Genomic DNA, 16,534 nt, shown 5'->3' with positions numbered 1-16,534 from the left:
GCTGCTTCGGCAGTTTAATTTATTGCCGCATTCATATGCGGCAGTATTACTTCTTACCTCAAAACTAATGCCCAAAAGCCGAAAACTTATTTTTCAGCCTTTTCCTTAGGCGCTTTGCGAAGATATCTGTATACCGATCTGTACTGTATATAAACCGTTTCAAATTCAGAATCGCTCAAGTCTTCTCCTCCGAAGCAGGTTCTTTCGAAAAGCCTTGCCGCGGCTTCAAGAGAAACCTGCCTTTTTTCATCGGCATATTTTATGAGCATATCGGGTGTATAAGCTGAAAGATCGTCCTTTGAAGAGTATTCCAGAAGTCTGATGATATGGCGGTAAAGCAGTATTATACGTTCAGAACCCTTTGCAAACCTGAGCCTTATCCTGAAAAAGAATTCCATTATCCTATCCAGCAGCACGATAAAAACAATAAAGAATACAACTCCGAGGAAAATTAGTATCCTGCTGAAATACTGTGCGAATACCGCAAAGCTGAAATTAGACTGATTAGAATAATCCACCATATATCCCGGCACGGTAGGATCAAAGGTTATCCAGCCTGCTCCGGGAATATATACCTCAACGAAAGCGTGCGCATGAGCGTCGCGGACAGCAATCGCGCCTGAATCAGTATATTCGTAAGCCGCGAAGCCCTCCACATATCTTGACGGAAGCCCGCAGAGCCTCGCCATAAGAGTCATTGCCGTCGCATAGCTCGTACAGCTTCCCGTTTTGCTTTCAAAAACAAAATAATCAATTGAAGTATCGTCGGGCGTGTACTCAAGATCATATATATACCCGTTATCCTCAAAATAATCGCACAGCGCCTGAGCCTTTTCAAAATCAGTCCGGCAGTCCCGGGTTATTTCCAAAGCGAGCGCTTTGAGCCTTTCGGAATATTCAATTCCGCCGGTGTTGTACTCCAGCGCGTTCTCATAATCCCGCAGCAGACTCAGATCAGGCAAATCGCCGTTTTCATAGGCTTTGGTAAGCAGTCTTGAATAATCCTCGCCGCTTAATCCGCTGTTCTCGGCATAAGCGGCAAAATCCTCTGTCTGCGGATAGTAATCCATAGTATAATCATAAGCTCTGTCCTGATTATACAGGTAAATCTCCCCGTCCGAATTCATAAAGATATTGGTGTTGTTGGTATCCCTGAAGCCGTCGGAAACCGCGCCCAGAGGAGCTGCAATATAGGTCGCGCTGAAATCGTCGTCGAATACCCTGAATTTTGATTTTACAATACTGTCCTGCCAATCAAATTTATCGGCAGTCAAGCCGTATTCCTCATATTTCCCCGTTTCCGCCAAAGCCTTAAGCGTTTCGTAGATTTCCTTGCCGCCTACAGGAGAGCTGGTAAAATAGCTGTAGTCGGAATACTTATCCGAATTTCTGTTTATCCGCCATCTTTCGTTTGAAAACTCATCGAACGCCTGACGTCTTAAATAATAGACAGGCGCTTTATATTCAGATTCAAAATAAAACAAAATCTGACCCGTAAAGCTGCCGCCGTATCTCGGCGACGAAACGTCGCTCAGACGCGAATAATCCTCCAGCGCGTCGTCTGTATCGGCGGCGTCAAGGTCGAAAGCAGTAGCGTCCCGCTCCAGTCTTGACTTGATCTCCGGTCTGGGCGCTACCATAGCGACAGCGCCGCAGAAGGAAACAAAAAGCGCGATAGATATAACATAGGAAAGGTTCATTACCACCTTTACATTCTTATCCTTCATCGCAAGCTGACGATTGTGGACCATAACCGCCAGAAACAGGGTTATAAGCGCCGCGACCTGAAGATCCGTCATAGGCTCTGCCCGCTTTGCGTGAATAACAAAGGGAAACAGCACACAGAGCATAGACCCAAGACTTCGGTACCTGACCTGAGTAAAATAATAAATTACCGATATCAGGAAAAAACCGCCTCCGGCAAACAGCGCATAAAAATATTCCAAAACAAATCCGGTGTTATTCCGGTCAAGATAAAACCAATCCACAAAGAAAATATTGCTGTATTGGCTTCCCGCTCTCAGCATGAAGCTTGCAAAGAACATAACGGCGGTGAATACCGCGGTATATGCCAAAGCGCCAATGTACCTCTTGCTTTTCAGCCAGTCGAACAAAATAAAAAGCGCCGCCTCGGCAGCGGCAAACAGTATTGTGAAAAACCACGCCCGCTCATAGTAATAGCACTCTATAACGTCATAGGCTACCGCCGCTCCCAATAAAATCGGAAGGATATATTTTTCCGCCTTATCCAAAAGCAGATTTTTGTATTTCATCATATTATTCATAGGCAAAGCTTAAAGACGCCGGAAAGGACGTCTGTGATCTCCTCATCAAATAGTTATCCGAATCTTAACGCTAAACAGGCTTTTTAAATTCAAAATCAGACGTGCATATCCAAAGATTGTCCGCGCCTGAAAAGCCGCAGTTTTCATGAGAAACAAAGACCGCGTCCTTCAAGCCGAAGATTTCTGACGCAAGGTTTTCATGCTGCACGTCCGCCGACGTAAAGCACACGATTCCGCCGGACTGGATCGCCTCCGCCGGTATGCGCTCAGGCGGAGTTACAGGCGAAAACCACGACAGCTTTTCCTGAAAATCCAGAATATCCGCCGCGTTTTTTATATTTACGCAGTTCCATTTGTCCTTGTAATAATAAACGTCGCTTTCCAGTCCCTGAGACACCAGCATGGAAAGCATGGCAAGACAGCCCTCTATTACGATATCAATATTTCGGCAGCTTTCAGCAGTTATATCCTCAAATTCGGGAATGTCAAGTACAAACACCTGACTTGCAACGGCAAGCTTTTCGTCCAGCCGTATCATATAAATATCACGCTTGGAGGAAAGCTTCCAGTTTATTTTTTTGACCGGGTCTCCCGGAACATATACCCTGTGCTCATATCCCGGAACTCCGGTAGCGCCGACCGCTGTCTCGGAGGTTTCCTCCTCGGTATCGTCAAAGCCGGAATTTACAGAGGTGGTCTTTAATATCTCCGGCTGAACTCCCGTATCGGGGATCCTAGGAAGGATACGCACCGGGTACTTCCCGCTTTCCTTGACGCTGTCAAAAACAGAAACAGAGAATATTCCCAGAAAATCCATAAGACGTATCCTCTTTATTTTAACATAAGACATACCCGAGCTTACCGCTTTGAAAGGAACTGTGATCTTTTCGTAATTCATTGAAGCAAGCGCAAGACGGTATACCGTTTTATCCTCAACTTCAAGCTGCGGAGAATAGGAAAACTCCGCCTCTACAAAAGGCGTCGGAAGAATAGTCTTTTTTCTCAGCTTTAAAGAAACCTCAAGAATATCTCCTTTGGACAGCAGCTTCTGAGAGCATTCAGCCTCGAAGCTAATCTTCCTTCTGAAAAACAGCAGCGTAAGCTCGGAAAATATCAGCGCTGAAACAAGTATCAGCCCAATCATTATTCCTCCGCTGCCGTCTATAAGAACAGCAATTGCCGCCGCAACTGCAATGCAGAACAAATACGCTATGAAATGCTTCATATCCGTGATCATGCTCCGTTACGGAGCCTTACTCCTTTCCGCAGCGTTTCGCACTGCTTTTTGACCGAAAATACTCTTAGGGCTTTAAGACTTATTGCCGCCGTCAACAGGAACCTTTACTGTCAAGGCGATCTGCTCCATAGCTTCCTCGTTAGAAGCAAAAGCGGATTTTCCCTTAGGCGAAAGCATAAGCCGATGAGCCAGCACGCTGGTCATAACCGCCTTTACATCGTCCGGAACAACATAGCTTCTTCCCTCCACATATGCGTACGCCTTGGAGGCTTTGAGCAGCGCTATGCTTCCTCTTGGAGATACGCCAAGCTTGACATAATCCGAACCGCGGGTAGCCGTTACAAGATCAATGATATACTGCTTAATGCTTGGCGCGGTAACCGTTTTTGCCGCTGCCGCTATCATTTCCGCAACGTCTGAAACGCTCATAACCGCCGAAACGGTCTTTATATCTGAAGCGCCCTCTGCCCTTTCCATTATTTCAAGCTCCTCGTCCGCAGTCGGATAGCCCATCGATATTTTCATGATAAATCTATCCATCTGCGCCTCGGGCAGATGATAGGTGCCGTAGGTTTCAACAGGATTCTGCGTCGCCAATACCATAAAAGGAATCGGCAGGTCATAGGTTTTTCCGTCGAGAGAAATCTGGTGCTCCTCCATAACCTCCAGCAGACTGGACTGAGATTTAGGCGAAGCCCGATTTATCTCGTCAGCCAGCAGAAAATTACACATCGCCGCTCCCTGCTTATATTCAAGCTGCCTTGTCTCAGGATTTATCATTGAAAATCCCACAATATCCGACGGCATAATATCCGGAGTAAGCTGGATCCTGTTGAATTTTCCCGACACCGATCTTGCAAGCGCCGAAACAAGCTGAGTTTTTCCTACTCCCGGAACGTCCTCTATAAGAACGTGACCCGCGCACAGCATTGAGGCAATTACCTTTTTTATAGGTTCTCTTTTCCCCACAATGATTTTTTCTATATTGTCAATCAGCAAGTCCACCTTATTGTCCATATGCGCCTCTCCTTTTTTACTTTTTATTTAATCGTTTAAACACGGATAATCAGCCTAATAAATTTCCGTTAAAGCAATACACCGCAACGATCGACTGAAAGCAAGGTCTCTTGACGGCTCGCCGCCGATCATACTATAAATCAATTATACCTTATATAATGTAAAGTGTCAACAATTTAAAAACTGAACTGTAAATTATAAAGACTATTATTACAATTTGTTATAACCTTGCCATAAAGTCAGTCAATATAATCATGACTATTACACAAGAAACGCTCCGGCATTAAAATCCGAAGCGTTTCCAAAAATAGATGATATAAAAATATTAGTGAATATCCTGATAAAGTCCGATATACAGCTTAGCGGATTTCGTCCAGCTGAAATCTTCCTTCATAGCAAGGTTTACAAGCTTGCCCCACTTCATTCTGTCGTCATAATATACTCTTGCCCTTGTGCAGGCGTCAAGCATATCGTGAGCGTTGTAGGATTTAAAAGTGAATCCGTTTCCTCCCGGAGCTCCGGCGTCGTGGATCGAATCCCTAAGCCCTCCGGTTTCTCTTACTATCGGTATAGTTCCGTATCTCAGAGCGATCATCTGAGCCAGACCGCACGGCTCGCTCTGCGACGGCATAAGGAACATATCCGCTCCGGCGTAGATCCTCTTGGACAGAGCGGGAACAAAACCGATAGTAACTCCTACGCGGTCGGGGTAACGGTAATGCATTTCCCTGAAAAAGTCCTCATATATCTTTTCGCCCGAGCCGAGTATAGCAAACTTGTATCCGAGCCTGATAATATCCTCAAAAACGTATTTTATAAGATCCAGACCCTTATGGGAAACAAATCTGGTTACAATACCGATCACCGGCTCCTTTCCCTGAGCCATTCCCAGCTCGCTCAAAAGCTGCGTCTTACATACCGCCTTTCCAGACTTATCCTTCAGGCTGTAATTCTTTGCAAGATTAGGATCCGTCTCAGGGTTGTAAACGTTCTGGTCTATTCCGTTGAGGAAGCCGCACAGCTTATACTGCTTATGCACAAGTATTCTGTCAAGACCATGGGAATACCACGGGTCGAGAATTTCCCACGCGTAGCTCGGCGAAACGGTAGTTACTTTATCAGCGACCTCAATAGCCGCTTTCATAAAATTAACGTCTCCGTCGTAAGAAAGCAGATCGGTATGATAAAGCGGAATACCCATCAGATCATTGATTATCTCAAGACCGTAGCGGCCCTGATACTGAATATTATGAATAGTGAACACCGTTTTGATGTCCTCATAGCCGCTCTGGTAACGATAGAAAATATCATAATAAACCGGAACCAAGGCTGTCTGCCAGTCGTTGGCGTTAATGACCTTCGGCTTGAAGTCAATATATCTCAGAAGCTCCAGCACCGCGCGGGAAAAGAAGATAAATCTTTCAGCGTCATCGTAAAATCCGTAAAGACCGTTTCTTGCAAAATAATATTCGTTGTCAAGGAGATAATAGGTAACTCCGTTGATATTGCCGACGAAAACCCCGCAGTACTGGTTTCTCCAGGCAACCGGAACCGTAAAGTTAGTAAGGTAGGAAAGCTGATCCTTCAGTTCCTGCTTTATCTGTCCGTAATACGGAATTACTACTCTGCAGTCGTGACCTTCGGCGTTTATAGCCGCCGGAAGGGAGCCGGCAACGTCGGCAAGACCGCCCGAGGCGATATAAGGCAGCGCCTCGCTTGCCGTATATAGAATATTCAAAATAATTCCCTCTTTCTTATAAAGTTCTGAGCTTTTATACCGAAGCGCCCTTGCCGATATACATCGGATAGCTCGGAGCGCTTGTAAGTATATGGTTTACGCCGATGTTAACGTTCTTATCCGTAATAAGATATGTTATCTCGGAGTTATTTCCGACAACTGTTCCCTGCATGAGAACACAGTCCTTAACCTTTGCGCCCTTTCCGACCTTAACGCCTCTGAAAAGTATAGAGTTCTCTACCTCTCCCTCAATAACGCAGCCGTCAGCAATAAGAGAATTTTTGACGCAGCTGTCAAGATCGTATTTAACCGGAGCGTTATCGCTTACCTTTGTATATATCGATCTCTTTGGCAGATACAGCCTGCGGGCGTTCTCAGGCTTAAGAAGCTCCTGATTCGCCTTAAAATAGCTTGCAACGCTGGTTATCTTGCTGAAGTAATCGGAATACTCATAAACCTTTATGTCAAGCTCGCTGCATTTTGCCTGAAGGATATCCTTTTCAAAGCTTACGTTTCCTCTCGCAATAGAATCAGAGATCATATCAATGAGGAACTTTTTGCTCATTACAAAAATATTAAGGCTTGCGGTGCAGGTTCCGCTTATATCAGGCTGAATCAGCACTGATTTAACGTTGCCGTCGCCGTCCGTGTTTACTACGGTAGACTGCTTTATATCCTCCGAGCTATAGACTCCCGTATGAGCAACGATAGTAATATCCGCTCCGCTGGAAATATGCTGAGAAACAATAGGCTTAAAATCCATATTCGTAACAACGTCGCAGTCGGACAGTACAACATAGTCCGCCATTGAGTGCTTAATAAAGCTCATCGCTCCGTAAAGCGCTTCTATCCTTCCTCTATAGAGCTTGCTTTCAACGTTTCCGAAGGGAGGAAGAATATAAAGTCCTCCTTTTTTTCTTGAAAGGTCCCACTCTCTCGCCGAACCGAGATGATCCAGCAGCGACTGATAGTTTGATTTTGTAATAACTCCGACCTCGGAAATTCCGCTGTTGACCATATTAGACAGAGGGAAATCTATAAGACGGTATCTTCCTCCGAAAAGAATAGAGCCCATAGTTCTGTTTTTAGTCAGATCGCCTACAGCCGTATCATGCATATTCGCAAAAATAAGACCAAGCACATTACCCATATTTACATCCATGTCAATCAGTTCCTTTCCTACATATCTGACGAAATAATCGCCTTCGGGGCAACGACCGAACCGTCGGAGATATTTATATTGTGTCCGACAACGGCAACGCCCCAAGTATCCTTGTCGTCTATGTTTTCAGGCCGCGCGCCTATGTGAGCGTTTTCTCCGATAACCGAGTTTTCTCCCACGATCGCGTATTCAACCTTTGCGCCTTTCTTTACTACGCAGCCGGGCATAAGAATGGAATCGTAAATCTCGGCGCCCTCCTCAACGACGACGCCCTCGGAGATCATTGAGAATTCAACGGAGCCGTCTATGAAGCAGCCCTCGGTAACCATAGAATTCTGAACCATAGCGCCGCTTCCTATATACTGCGGCGGAAGCACAGGATTTCTTGAATAGATCTTCCACGCCGGATCGTAAAGATCAATAGGAATATTGGGATTTATAAGGTCCATATTCGCTTCCCAGAGGGAGTCGATTGTTCCTACATCCTTCCAGTAACCGTCAAAGCGGTAAGCCACCAGCTTTTCACCGGCGTTCTTCATATCGGGAATGATATTCTTGCCGAAATCCTTGCTGGCGTCCTTATCCTCTTCATTTGCGATCAGGTACGCCTTGAGCTTTGACCAGGTGAAGATGTAAATACCCATAGAAGCAAGAGTCGAACGCGGAACCTTGGGCTTTTCCTCAAAGTCTATAATATTGTCCTCCTCGTCGGTGATCATGATACCGAAGCGCGACGCCTCCTCTTTGGGGACATCAAGAACGGCAATAGTCGCGTCGGCCTTCTTAGCCTTGTGATACGCCAGCATCTTATTGTAATCCATTTTATAAATGTGGTCGCCGGACAGAATAATAACATATTCCGGATCATATCTTTCAATAAACGCCATATTCTGATAAATAGCGTTTGCAGTACCGGAATACCAGTCTGCACCCGAAGCCTTCTGATACGGAGGGAGAACGAAAACTCCTCCGTGAATACGGTCAAGGTCCCAAGGCTGACCGTTTCCGATATATTCGTTGAGCACCAGAGGCTGATACTGAGTCAGAACTCCGACCGTATCAATACCCGAATTAATGCAGTTGGACAACGGGAAATCAATGATACGGTATTTTGCGCCGAACGGCACCGCAGGCTTTGCAACCGTCTGAGTCAGAGCGTAAAGGCGGCTTCCCTGTCCACCGGCAAGCAGCATAGCTACGCATTCCTTTTTGTTGAACATAAAAATTCACCCACCAATAAAATATTTTTTCATCTATTTTTCAGCCGGACTATTCGGCTGCGGACTTACTTTTCTTTTTCACCGGGGCTTTTTTCTTCGCCACTTCGCTTTTTTTATCCGTAACGGCTTTCCTTGCCTTTCTTGCCGGCGCCTTTTTAACGGTAAAATACATAACGGAAAACGCCGGAATATCTATGCATACGGAATTATCAAAGCCATGCATCGGCACGCTCTTTGATTTTACCGTACCGTTGACGCAGGGCGAACCGTCGGGAGAGGTCGAATTGAACACCTCGGTATAGCTTCCCTTATACGGAACTCCGAAGCAGTAGGAGGTCCTGCCGACAGGAACAAAGTTGCATACGACGATAATTTCATTGCCCTTTCTGTCAAAGCGCCTGAAAATTATAATGCTCTGTCTGTAATCGTCGTTTGATATCCAGCTGAAGCCTTCCCATGTGAAATCATTTTCCCACATCTGCGGATGGTCAAGATAGAAACGATTGAGATTTTTTATGAATTTCCAGTAATTCCTGTGATTCTCATACTCCTCTATCATAAACCATTCAAGACCGTTTTCATAATCCCACTCTCTGAACTGAGCGAACTCCGAACCCATAAACAGCAGCTTTTTGCCGGGATGAGCCATCATATATGCCATAAACAGTCTTGCCTGAGCAAACTTCTGGTCTATATCCGCTCCGAACATTTTGTTTACAAGCGACGCCTTTCCGTGAACCACCTCGTCATGGGAGATCGGAAGAATAAAATTCTCCGAGAAAGCGTAGAAGAACGAGAATGTCAGCATATCGTGATGAAAGGCTCTGTTTATGGGATCCATCGCCATGTACTTGAGCATATCGTTCATCCAGCCCATGTTCCACTTGAAGTTAAAGCCAAGACCTCCGTCGCTGGTAGGCTTTGTTACCATAGGCCACGCTGTGGATTCCTCAGCGATCATAAGAGTTTTTGGATTCCGCGCGAATACCGCTTCGTTGAGCTTTTTGAAAAAGTCGATAGCCTCAAGATTTTCATGTCCCCCGTATACGTTGGGAGTCCACTCTCCGTCTCTGCGGTCGTAATCAAGATACAGCATTGAAGCGACGGCGTCTACCCTCAGTCCGTCCACATGAAATTTTTCTATCCAGTAAAGCGCGTTTGAAATAAGGAACGACCTTACCTCGCCTCTGCCGTAATCAAATACTCTTGTGCCCCACGCCAGGTGATCCCGCTTCTTGGGATCGGCGTATTCGTATGAAGGACCGCCGTCAAATTCAAACAGACCCGCTTCGTCTCTGGGGAAATGAGCCGGTACCCAGTCGAGTATAACTCCTATCCCCTCCTGATGGAACATATCTATCATCTTCATGAAATCGGCAGGAACGCCGAACCTTGAAGTCGGTGCATAATAGCCTATTCCCTGATATCCCCACGAGCCGTCGAAAGGATACTCCGCGAGAGGCATAAGCTCGATATGAGTATAGCCCATTTCTTTTATATACGGAATTATCTGACGGGCAAACGAAATATAGCTCATATATTTTCCGTCTGTACAGGTCTTCCATGAATTCAAATGAACCTCGTATATGTTCATGGGAGAATTATAAATATCTTTACGCTCTTTGTCCTTTATCCATTTTCCGTCGGACCATTCATATTGGTCAATATCATATATTTTACTCGCGGTAGACGGACTTACCTCCATATGAGTACCGTAAGGATCCGCCTTAAGCCTTGTTTTTCCGTCGCAGCCCGTAACGGCAAACTTATAGGCGTCAAACTCCTTAAGCCCCTCGATAAACGTTTCCCATACCTCGGCGCTGTCGACCATCTCCATAGGATTTGCAGTTTCGTCCCAGTCGTTGAAATCCCCCACAACCGAAACCGACTTTGCCTTAGCCGCCCATACTCTGAAATAGTGACCCTTCCTGCCGTTCTTTTCGCCCTTGTGACAGCCGAGAAATTCATATGTCATGAAATTGGTTCCCTGATGGAACAGATGAAGCGGAAGCTTATAATCTTCCGGTATCTTATTAATCATATCAACCGTCCGCGCCTCCGTAAAACGGAAGGCATTTCTCCTTTCGCCGTGTTGTTATCCGCGTCTGTACGCCGCCCGGTCAATACCAAGCGCCGGATCTGCAGCAGTGAAAAAAAGCCTTAACTGCCGGCAAATTTTCCCACCCCATGGGAATTTTAAATATAAATATTCCCATGGTTTTATTTTAACCCATTTTAAACGTATTTGCAATAGTTTTAGTTATTATTTTCAGTTTATCACATATTTCAACAGTAGTTTTTGTGCATATTGACAATAATTTTTTGCCAATATTCAAATCTATTTCCTTACATCAACAAAAATGACCGCAATCGAAATATCGTCACGCTTTCCGCCGCTCTTGACATTCATGGCATACTCTCCCAGCTTCTGAGCGATTTCGGCTGGCTGTGTGATCCCTTTTTTCAATATTGCCGAAAGCTTTCGCACAGTGCTTTCCCCCACTCCGTCGGAAGACATTATAATAATATCGCCCCTGAAAAGCTTAAAGCTGAAGCTGTCCGGAACACATTCCGCCAGGATACCGGCAGGAAACGCCTGTCCTCCTATAATCTTAAAGGCTCCGTCCCGGTAGAGATAGGCGGGAGCGGCTCCGGATTTGAGAAATTCGGCGCTTCCTCCGCACAGATCAAGCCGCAGCAAATCAAGAGTTGCAAAGGACTCCTCCCAGCCCTTTACCCTTAGAACCGAATTAATAAGTCTGTGAGCGGTAGTCATTGAAAATCCCGCCTTTAAAAGCCTGCACGCCAAACTGACCGCAAACATCGAATCCAGCCTTGCTCTTTTCCCCGTTCCCATTCCGTCCGAAAGAATGACATATTTTTCACAGGCGGTAAGCCCGAGCGTGTCCAGCGTATCGCCGGAATACTCGTTGTCGCCGCTGGACGCCTGAAAGGTTCCGGTCTGAATTTCAAAGTCCGGCAGTTCATTAAACGAAAGCTTGCTTACGTTATCCACCTGAGTAATTACAGGTATGTCAAAATCATTTTCCGCAATAGCGCTTATTCCTGTGGTCAGTCTTACAAGATCTCCCTTGAATTTCGCGGTAAGGAAAACCTCTACTCTTTGCGTGCTGTTCTCATCTATATAAACGCACGTCTTGGCGTTAGGATATCCAAGCTGCGCAAAATAATCCCTTACCTGAGCCGAAAGCGAAGGATCGACCGCTCTTACCTGTCCTACCCTGTATGAAAGATCGCTGAGCATATCCTCCATGGACGAAAGCTGCTCGGTCATTATCTCCCGCAGCTCTTTGACTCTTATATTGTCAGCCTTTTCGGCAAGCAGATTCTTGTATATCTCATTAAAGCCGTCGGTAAGCTCAGATACTCTACAGCACATTGGCAGACGTTTTTCCACATCCATTTCGCTGATTCCGTTATATCTCATAACAGTCTGCTCAAGCCTTTCAAAAGCCTGCTTTGCCGTACCGCGCGATTTTTTCCAGCACACCGCGAACATCTGGCAGTTTCCGCAAACCGCAGCGCATACTCTCACTTTCAGATCGGCATTTTCAGCCTTCTTATCTATCGCGGCGGATACCAGCGCTATCTGTCCCCGTATATCTCCCAGCGTTTTTGAAGCAAAATTAAGTCTTGACGAAGCCGTCTGCCCCACAAGATCCACAGAGCTCCGCACCCCGAAAAATCTCGCCGCAGTTTTTTTCAGAAAAGCTGCCGGACAGGCAATAAATATTACAGCTCCGGCAAGAATATCGGCAAACATGAAAAACGTATCTGAATTGATTCCTATCGCGACAAGGCTTACCAGCGACGTACCGATAAAGACCATAACCGCCGCAAGCGCCCCGAACTGTACGAACGCCCCGCAGATCAGACCCGATGTCGCCAGCAGCAGCGTGTTTCCGGCAAGAGAAGGGCTGTAAAGCAGTATACCGCAGGTGGTAAGCGCTCCGACAACCGCTCCGCCCGCCGTCTTATATTTTCTGACAGACGCCAGCAGAGCGAACGCTCCGAATATTCTTCCGGCATTTATATAAGGCAGAGGAACAGCGGCAAGTGTAGAAACAGCCATAATATAAAGAATAGCCGCAAAAACCCCGTTAAGTCCGCTCAGTTCAAAAACTCCCTCGCAGCGGTAATTCTGCTGTACGGTTTTGGCTATAAACACCAGACATCCGCCGATCAGCGCGGTTATCATCCGCAGCGACGCAGTATAAGCGTCCGCAGGTACGGCAATCGACATAACGCAGCTGAACAGTATCATAACGCCCGAGGTGAGCAGACTCATGAAAACCGGATTGTCCTTGCGGCTGTCATGCAAAACGGTAAGTCTTATTCCGGCAATCACCAATATGGAGCAAAGCTGTATTATGCCGTTTTCAATATTTCCGAAAATTATGTAGCTGAGCGCCGAGCCGAGAAACGCGGGAATTATATATCTCCCCGAGAACACGGCTACCGCTACGTTTACAGGCGACGGATACCCCATTATTTTCCCCAGCGACGCCAGAAACGCCGCTGCCGCGGTAAGAATACAGCCGATAACGTTCACGCTTCTGCCGGAAGCACGTACGTCCGCCTTTCCCTTTATTTTCAACATTATTATCACCACTTCCTATATTTTGCACGGCTTGAATAATAATATCATAGCAAAAATATACGGCGTAATATGTCATAAATAAGGGAATATTATAGTATTTTCATCTGCACAAAACGACAGTAATCGTTAAAAATACGCAGCGCGACTTGTATTTGGCGGAGATTTGCTTTAAAGCCCGCATATGGTCTTAAGCTCCTCCGAAAATTTTATAAGCTGCTCCATCGAAAGCTTTTCCGGTCTAACGTTTTCCTCTAAACCGGAACGTTTCACCGCCTCGGCAGCCTTCGGCTTATCTATTCCAAGCGAAGCCGAAACTGAATTGACAAGAGTTTTCCGCCTCTGAGAAAACGCTCCCCTTACAGTTTTAAAAAAGAATTTTTCGTCCGTCACTCCCGCGGGAGTATTTTCCCTGACGTCAAACCTTACAACGCAGCTGTCCACGTTGGGCGGCGGCATAAAGCTGCCTCTGGACACGTTAAAAAGCAGCTTAGGCTCTGAAAAATAATTTACGGCGACCGTAACCGCACCCATTTCTCTTGTGCCCATTTTCGCACACAAGCGCTGACCCGCTTCCTTCTGCACCATGACCGTTACAGACCTTATCGGCAGCCTTTCCTCCAAAAGCCTCATTATAACCGGAGAGGTGATGTAATACGGAAGATTGGCGCATACCGCTACCTGAAGTCCTCCGAACTCCTCCTGTATCAGCCTGTGAAGATCGACCTTCATTATATCATCGTTTATTATCTTAACATTTGAATGCTCCGAAAGAGTTTCCTCAAGCACGGGTATCAGACGGCTGTCGATCTCAACCGCTACAACCTTGTCAGCCCGTTTTGCCAGCTCGTTTGTAAGCACTCCTATACCTGTTCCTATCTCGATTATCCCGAAGCCCCTTTCGGCGTTGCCCATCTGAGCAATTTTCGGACAGACAGTAGGATTGACAAGAAAATTCTGCCCCAGCGCCTTTGAAAAGGTAAAGCTGTGCCGTCCGAGAACGTCTTTTATTACATTGATGTCGCAAAGATTATCCATATCAAAATTCTGTTCCTTCCGCACGGATAATTCTTTATCCGCAGCAAATTAATATTGATTATTTTAACATGATATTTACATTTTGTCAACCAACAAGAAATATTATTTTTTGCACCTCACAGTTTATTTTCTGCCGTACTGGAGAAAATATAAGTACGGGTATTTCCCGGGAAATTTTATGAAGGGAGCGTTTTCAATGGATAAAAGAAATTATTCCAACGGTCTTGATATGCCTCTTGGGCTTGCCATGGCGATGGCGCAGAATCCTCTTGCGATGGAATATTTCACCAGACTGACGTCAGAACAAAAGCAGCAGCTTATTTCAAGCACTCACAGCGTCCACTCAAAAGAGGAAATGCACAGACTTGTGGAAAATATGGCTGACGGTTCGCTTAATACTTCAGGCGGCATATATACCGACAATATGAATCCCAAATTCAATATATAGTAAATTTGCACAACGAATCACCGTTTATTTGATATAAATTTTATATAATATAGTGTTGAAATTTCTATATAAATATAGTACAATATTAATGTAAGGTTCTATGTTCTGACGGAGTAAAGCTTTTGTAAAACAAAGCGGAGCCGAACCTTTACTATTATTTTGAGTGTTTTCAGGAGGAAAAGGAATGAAAACAGCTGATTCTTCAAGAGCCGCTTGTTCCTTGCGTTTCTCTAATATTTCACAGGATATGTCCGTTTTTTTCGGACGTGTTCTTGCTTTTTCGCACTCAAATCATATTTATAACTGCAAAATTTAAAACTGCAACGCTATAGTTGCAGTTTTTTTCTTGACCGGAGCAGCGATTTAAGCCAAACGCTTTATCTCGCCAGTCGAACCGGTAATATTTATTATGCTCAGTAGGAGGATGCATTATGAAAAAAGTTGCGGTCATTATGGGAAGTGACAGCGATTTTCCCGTTGTTAAGGACGCTGTATGCGAGCTGAAAAAATACGGAGTTCCTGTAGAATGCAGAGTAATGTCGGCTCACAGAACGCCGGAGCTTGCTTCCGAATTTGCTTCCAAAGCCAGAGAAAACGGCTTCGGAGTTATAATCTGCGCTGCCGGAATGGCGGCTCACCTTGCCGGAGTTATCGCGGGGCACACTACGCTGCCGGTTATCGGTATTCCAATTAAATCAGCTGCACTTGACGGACTCGACGCGCTGCTTGCAACCGTTATGATGCCTTCCGGTATCCCCGTCGCTACCGTAGCCATAAACGGCGCGAAAAACGCGGCTGTGCTTGCGATACAAATGCTTGCGCTTTCCGACGACGCTCTCAGCGAAAAGCTTTTGCAGGCAAAGAGCGAAATGATCGAGGGAGTAAAAGCAAAGGACAAAGCGCTTCAGGAGCGTATTGCAGAGCTGTAATAACGTATGCAGCCAAAGACTCTTCGATCTCAGGTAAATAAACATTGATATATATTTCAGGAGGAAGTTAATATGGAAAACATCGTAAAAACCGAACAGCTCTACGAGGGCAAGGCGAAAAAGGTATACGCCACCAACGATCCTGACCTTGTTATCGTTGACTACAAGGACGACGCCACAGCTTTCAACGGCGAGAAAAAAGGCACTATTATGGGCAAGGGCGCTATCAATAACAAAATGACAAACCTTATGCTCAGTATGCTGGAAAAGGAAGGCGTGCCGACTCACCTTGTAAAAGAAATAAGCGACAGGGAAACGATTGTAAAAAAAGTGGAGATCGTTCCTCTTGAGGTCATCGTAAGAAACGTTGCCGCAGGAAGCTTTTCCAAGAAGCTGGGAATCGCCGAGGGCACTCCACTCAAGCAGCCTACTCTTGAATTCAGCTACAAGTGCGACGAGCTTGGCGATCCCTTTATCAACAAGTATTACGCTCTCGGACTTGACCTTGCAACCGAGGAAGAGATCGAAGATATTACAAAATACGCCTTTATGGTAAACGACTTTATGGTTAAGTTTTTCAAAAAGGTAAACGTTGATCTTATCGACTTCAAGATCGAATTCGGAAGATTTCACGGAAAGATCATTCTCGCCGACGAAATCTCGCCCGATACCTGCCGTTTCTGGGATTCAACAACTCATGAAAAGCTTGACAAGGACAGATTCCGCAGAGATATGGGCGGCGTAGAGGACGCTTATCAGGAAATGATGAAGAGAGTTACCGGCGCCGATCTTTGATAACTGATACAACATACCAGCGTTTTGACACATATTCAGCTAATTAA

At 45.6% G+C, this 16,534-nt stretch carries 13 protein-coding genes; 4 read left to right on the top strand and 9 right to left on the bottom strand.

Annotation, left to right across the window (positions count from 1 at the left end; genetic code table 11):
- Nucleotides 1–86: 86 nt before the first annotated feature.
- The 9 genes from EIH25_RS02790 to rsmA form a co-directional block, all read right to left on the bottom strand.
- Nucleotides 87–2,285: a transglutaminase-like domain-containing protein gene (locus tag EIH25_RS02790; protein ID WP_243113098.1), complete on the bottom strand. Its 2,199-nt coding sequence runs from the start codon at nucleotides 2,283–2,285 to the stop codon at nucleotides 87–89.
- A gap of 70 nt (nucleotides 2,286–2,355) precedes the next feature.
- Nucleotides 2,356–3,510: a DUF58 domain-containing protein gene (locus EIH25_RS02785; RefSeq protein WP_164489136.1), complete on the bottom strand. Its 1,155-nt coding sequence runs from the start codon at nucleotides 3,508–3,510 to the stop codon at nucleotides 2,356–2,358.
- An 84-nt stretch (nucleotides 3,511–3,594) separates the two neighbouring features.
- Nucleotides 3,595–4,539, bottom strand: a complete 945-nt coding sequence (locus tag EIH25_RS02780; protein ID WP_124098401.1) for a MoxR family ATPase — start codon at nucleotides 4,537–4,539, stop codon at nucleotides 3,595–3,597.
- 325 nt (nucleotides 4,540–4,864) lie between these two features.
- On the bottom strand, nucleotides 4,865–6,277 hold the full coding sequence (locus EIH25_RS02775) for a glycogen/starch synthase (RefSeq protein ID WP_124098399.1): 1,413 nt from the start codon (nucleotides 6,275–6,277) through the stop codon (nucleotides 4,865–4,867).
- Nucleotides 6,278–6,311: 34 nt separating this feature from the next.
- Nucleotides 6,312–7,439, bottom strand: a complete 1,128-nt coding sequence (gene glgD, locus EIH25_RS02770) for a glucose-1-phosphate adenylyltransferase subunit GlgD (RefSeq protein WP_124098397.1) — start codon at nucleotides 7,437–7,439, stop codon at nucleotides 6,312–6,314.
- 17 nt (nucleotides 7,440–7,456) lie between these two features.
- The gene (locus EIH25_RS02765; protein WP_124098396.1) at nucleotides 7,457–8,659 is read right to left on the bottom strand and encodes a glucose-1-phosphate adenylyltransferase; all 1,203 of its coding nucleotides are present in this window, start codon (nucleotides 8,657–8,659) and stop codon (nucleotides 7,457–7,459) included.
- A gap of 49 nt (nucleotides 8,660–8,708) precedes the next feature.
- Nucleotides 8,709–10,700 carry a 1,4-alpha-glucan branching protein GlgB gene (gene glgB / locus EIH25_RS02760; protein WP_164489135.1) on the bottom strand — a complete coding sequence of 664 codons (1,992 nt, stop codon included), beginning with the start codon at nucleotides 10,698–10,700 and terminating at the stop codon, nucleotides 8,709–8,711.
- A gap of 297 nt (nucleotides 10,701–10,997) precedes the next feature.
- Nucleotides 10,998–13,280 carry a SpoIIE family protein phosphatase gene (locus tag EIH25_RS02755; RefSeq protein WP_124098395.1) on the bottom strand — a complete coding sequence of 761 codons (2,283 nt, stop codon included), beginning with the start codon at nucleotides 13,278–13,280 and terminating at the stop codon, nucleotides 10,998–11,000.
- A gap of 168 nt (nucleotides 13,281–13,448) precedes the next feature.
- Complete coding sequence (gene rsmA / locus EIH25_RS02750; RefSeq protein ID WP_124098393.1) at nucleotides 13,449–14,315, bottom strand: 16S rRNA (adenine(1518)-N(6)/adenine(1519)-N(6))-dimethyltransferase RsmA; 867 nt, start codon at nucleotides 14,313–14,315, stop codon at nucleotides 13,449–13,451.
- Between the two features lie 196 nt (nucleotides 14,316–14,511).
- On the opposite strand from rsmA, the gene EIH25_RS02745 reads away from it, so the two are divergent.
- The 4 genes from EIH25_RS02745 to purC all read left to right on the top strand — a co-directional run bounded on the left by EIH25_RS02745 (nucleotide 14,512) and on the right by purC (nucleotide 16,487).
- Nucleotides 14,512–14,763: a hypothetical protein gene (locus EIH25_RS02745; RefSeq protein ID WP_124098392.1), complete on the top strand. Its 252-nt coding sequence runs from the start codon at nucleotides 14,512–14,514 to the stop codon at nucleotides 14,761–14,763.
- Nucleotides 14,764–14,947: 184 nt separating this feature from the next.
- On the top strand, nucleotides 14,948–15,079 hold the full coding sequence (locus EIH25_RS12655; RefSeq protein ID WP_279254425.1) for a hypothetical protein: 132 nt from the start codon (nucleotides 14,948–14,950) through the stop codon (nucleotides 15,077–15,079).
- A 115-nt stretch (nucleotides 15,080–15,194) separates the two neighbouring features.
- A complete protein-coding gene (gene purE, locus EIH25_RS02740) occupies nucleotides 15,195–15,692 on the top strand; it encodes a 5-(carboxyamino)imidazole ribonucleotide mutase (protein ID WP_124098391.1) in 498 nt (165 codons plus the stop codon).
- 72 nt (nucleotides 15,693–15,764) lie between these two features.
- Complete coding sequence (gene purC / locus EIH25_RS02735; protein ID WP_124098390.1) at nucleotides 15,765–16,487, top strand: phosphoribosylaminoimidazolesuccinocarboxamide synthase; 723 nt, start codon at nucleotides 15,765–15,767, stop codon at nucleotides 16,485–16,487.
- Nucleotides 16,488–16,534 lie beyond the last annotated feature (47 nt).

Origin of the sequence: Ruminococcus sp. Marseille-P6503, assembly GCF_900604945.1 — a bacterium.
Lineage (GTDB): Bacteria > Bacillota > Clostridia > Oscillospirales > Ruminococcaceae > FB2012.
Note: the sequence above shows the minus strand (reverse complement) of the source record. Positions and strands in the feature narration are given on the sequence as shown.

What these genes read in the sequence shown, in the direction of transcription:
- EIH25_RS02780 (WP_124098401.1), bottom strand. Translation starts at nt 4,539, where the DNA reads ATGGACAATAAGGTGGACTTGCTGATTGACAATATAGAAAAAATCATT.
- glgB (WP_164489135.1), bottom strand. Translation starts at nt 10,700, where the DNA reads ATGATTAATAAGATACCGGAAGATTATAAGCTTCCGCTTCATCTGTTC.
- EIH25_RS02790 (WP_243113098.1), bottom strand. Translation starts at nt 2,285, where the DNA reads ATGAATAATATGATGAAATACAAAAATCTGCTTTTGGATAAGGCGGAA.
- EIH25_RS02765 (WP_124098396.1), bottom strand. Translation starts at nt 8,659, where the DNA reads ATGTTCAACAAAAAGGAATGCGTAGCTATGCTGCTTGCCGGTGGACAG.
- EIH25_RS02755 (WP_124098395.1), bottom strand. Translation starts at nt 13,280, where the DNA reads ATGTTGAAAATAAAGGGAAAGGCGGACGTACGTGCTTCCGGCAGAAGC.
- glgD (WP_124098397.1), bottom strand. Translation starts at nt 7,439, where the DNA reads ATGGATGTAAATATGGGTAATGTGCTTGGTCTTATTTTTGCGAATATG.
- EIH25_RS02745 (WP_124098392.1), top strand. Translation starts at nt 14,512, where the DNA reads ATGGATAAAAGAAATTATTCCAACGGTCTTGATATGCCTCTTGGGCTT.
- purC (WP_124098390.1), top strand. Translation starts at nt 15,765, where the DNA reads ATGGAAAACATCGTAAAAACCGAACAGCTCTACGAGGGCAAGGCGAAA.
- EIH25_RS12655 (WP_279254425.1), top strand. Translation starts at nt 14,948, where the DNA reads ATGAAAACAGCTGATTCTTCAAGAGCCGCTTGTTCCTTGCGTTTCTCT.
- EIH25_RS02785 (WP_164489136.1), bottom strand. Translation starts at nt 3,510, where the DNA reads ATGAAGCATTTCATAGCGTATTTGTTCTGCATTGCAGTTGCGGCGGCA.
- rsmA (WP_124098393.1), bottom strand. Translation starts at nt 14,315, where the DNA reads ATGGATAATCTTTGCGACATCAATGTAATAAAAGACGTTCTCGGACGG.
- purE (WP_124098391.1), top strand. Translation starts at nt 15,195, where the DNA reads ATGAAAAAAGTTGCGGTCATTATGGGAAGTGACAGCGATTTTCCCGTT.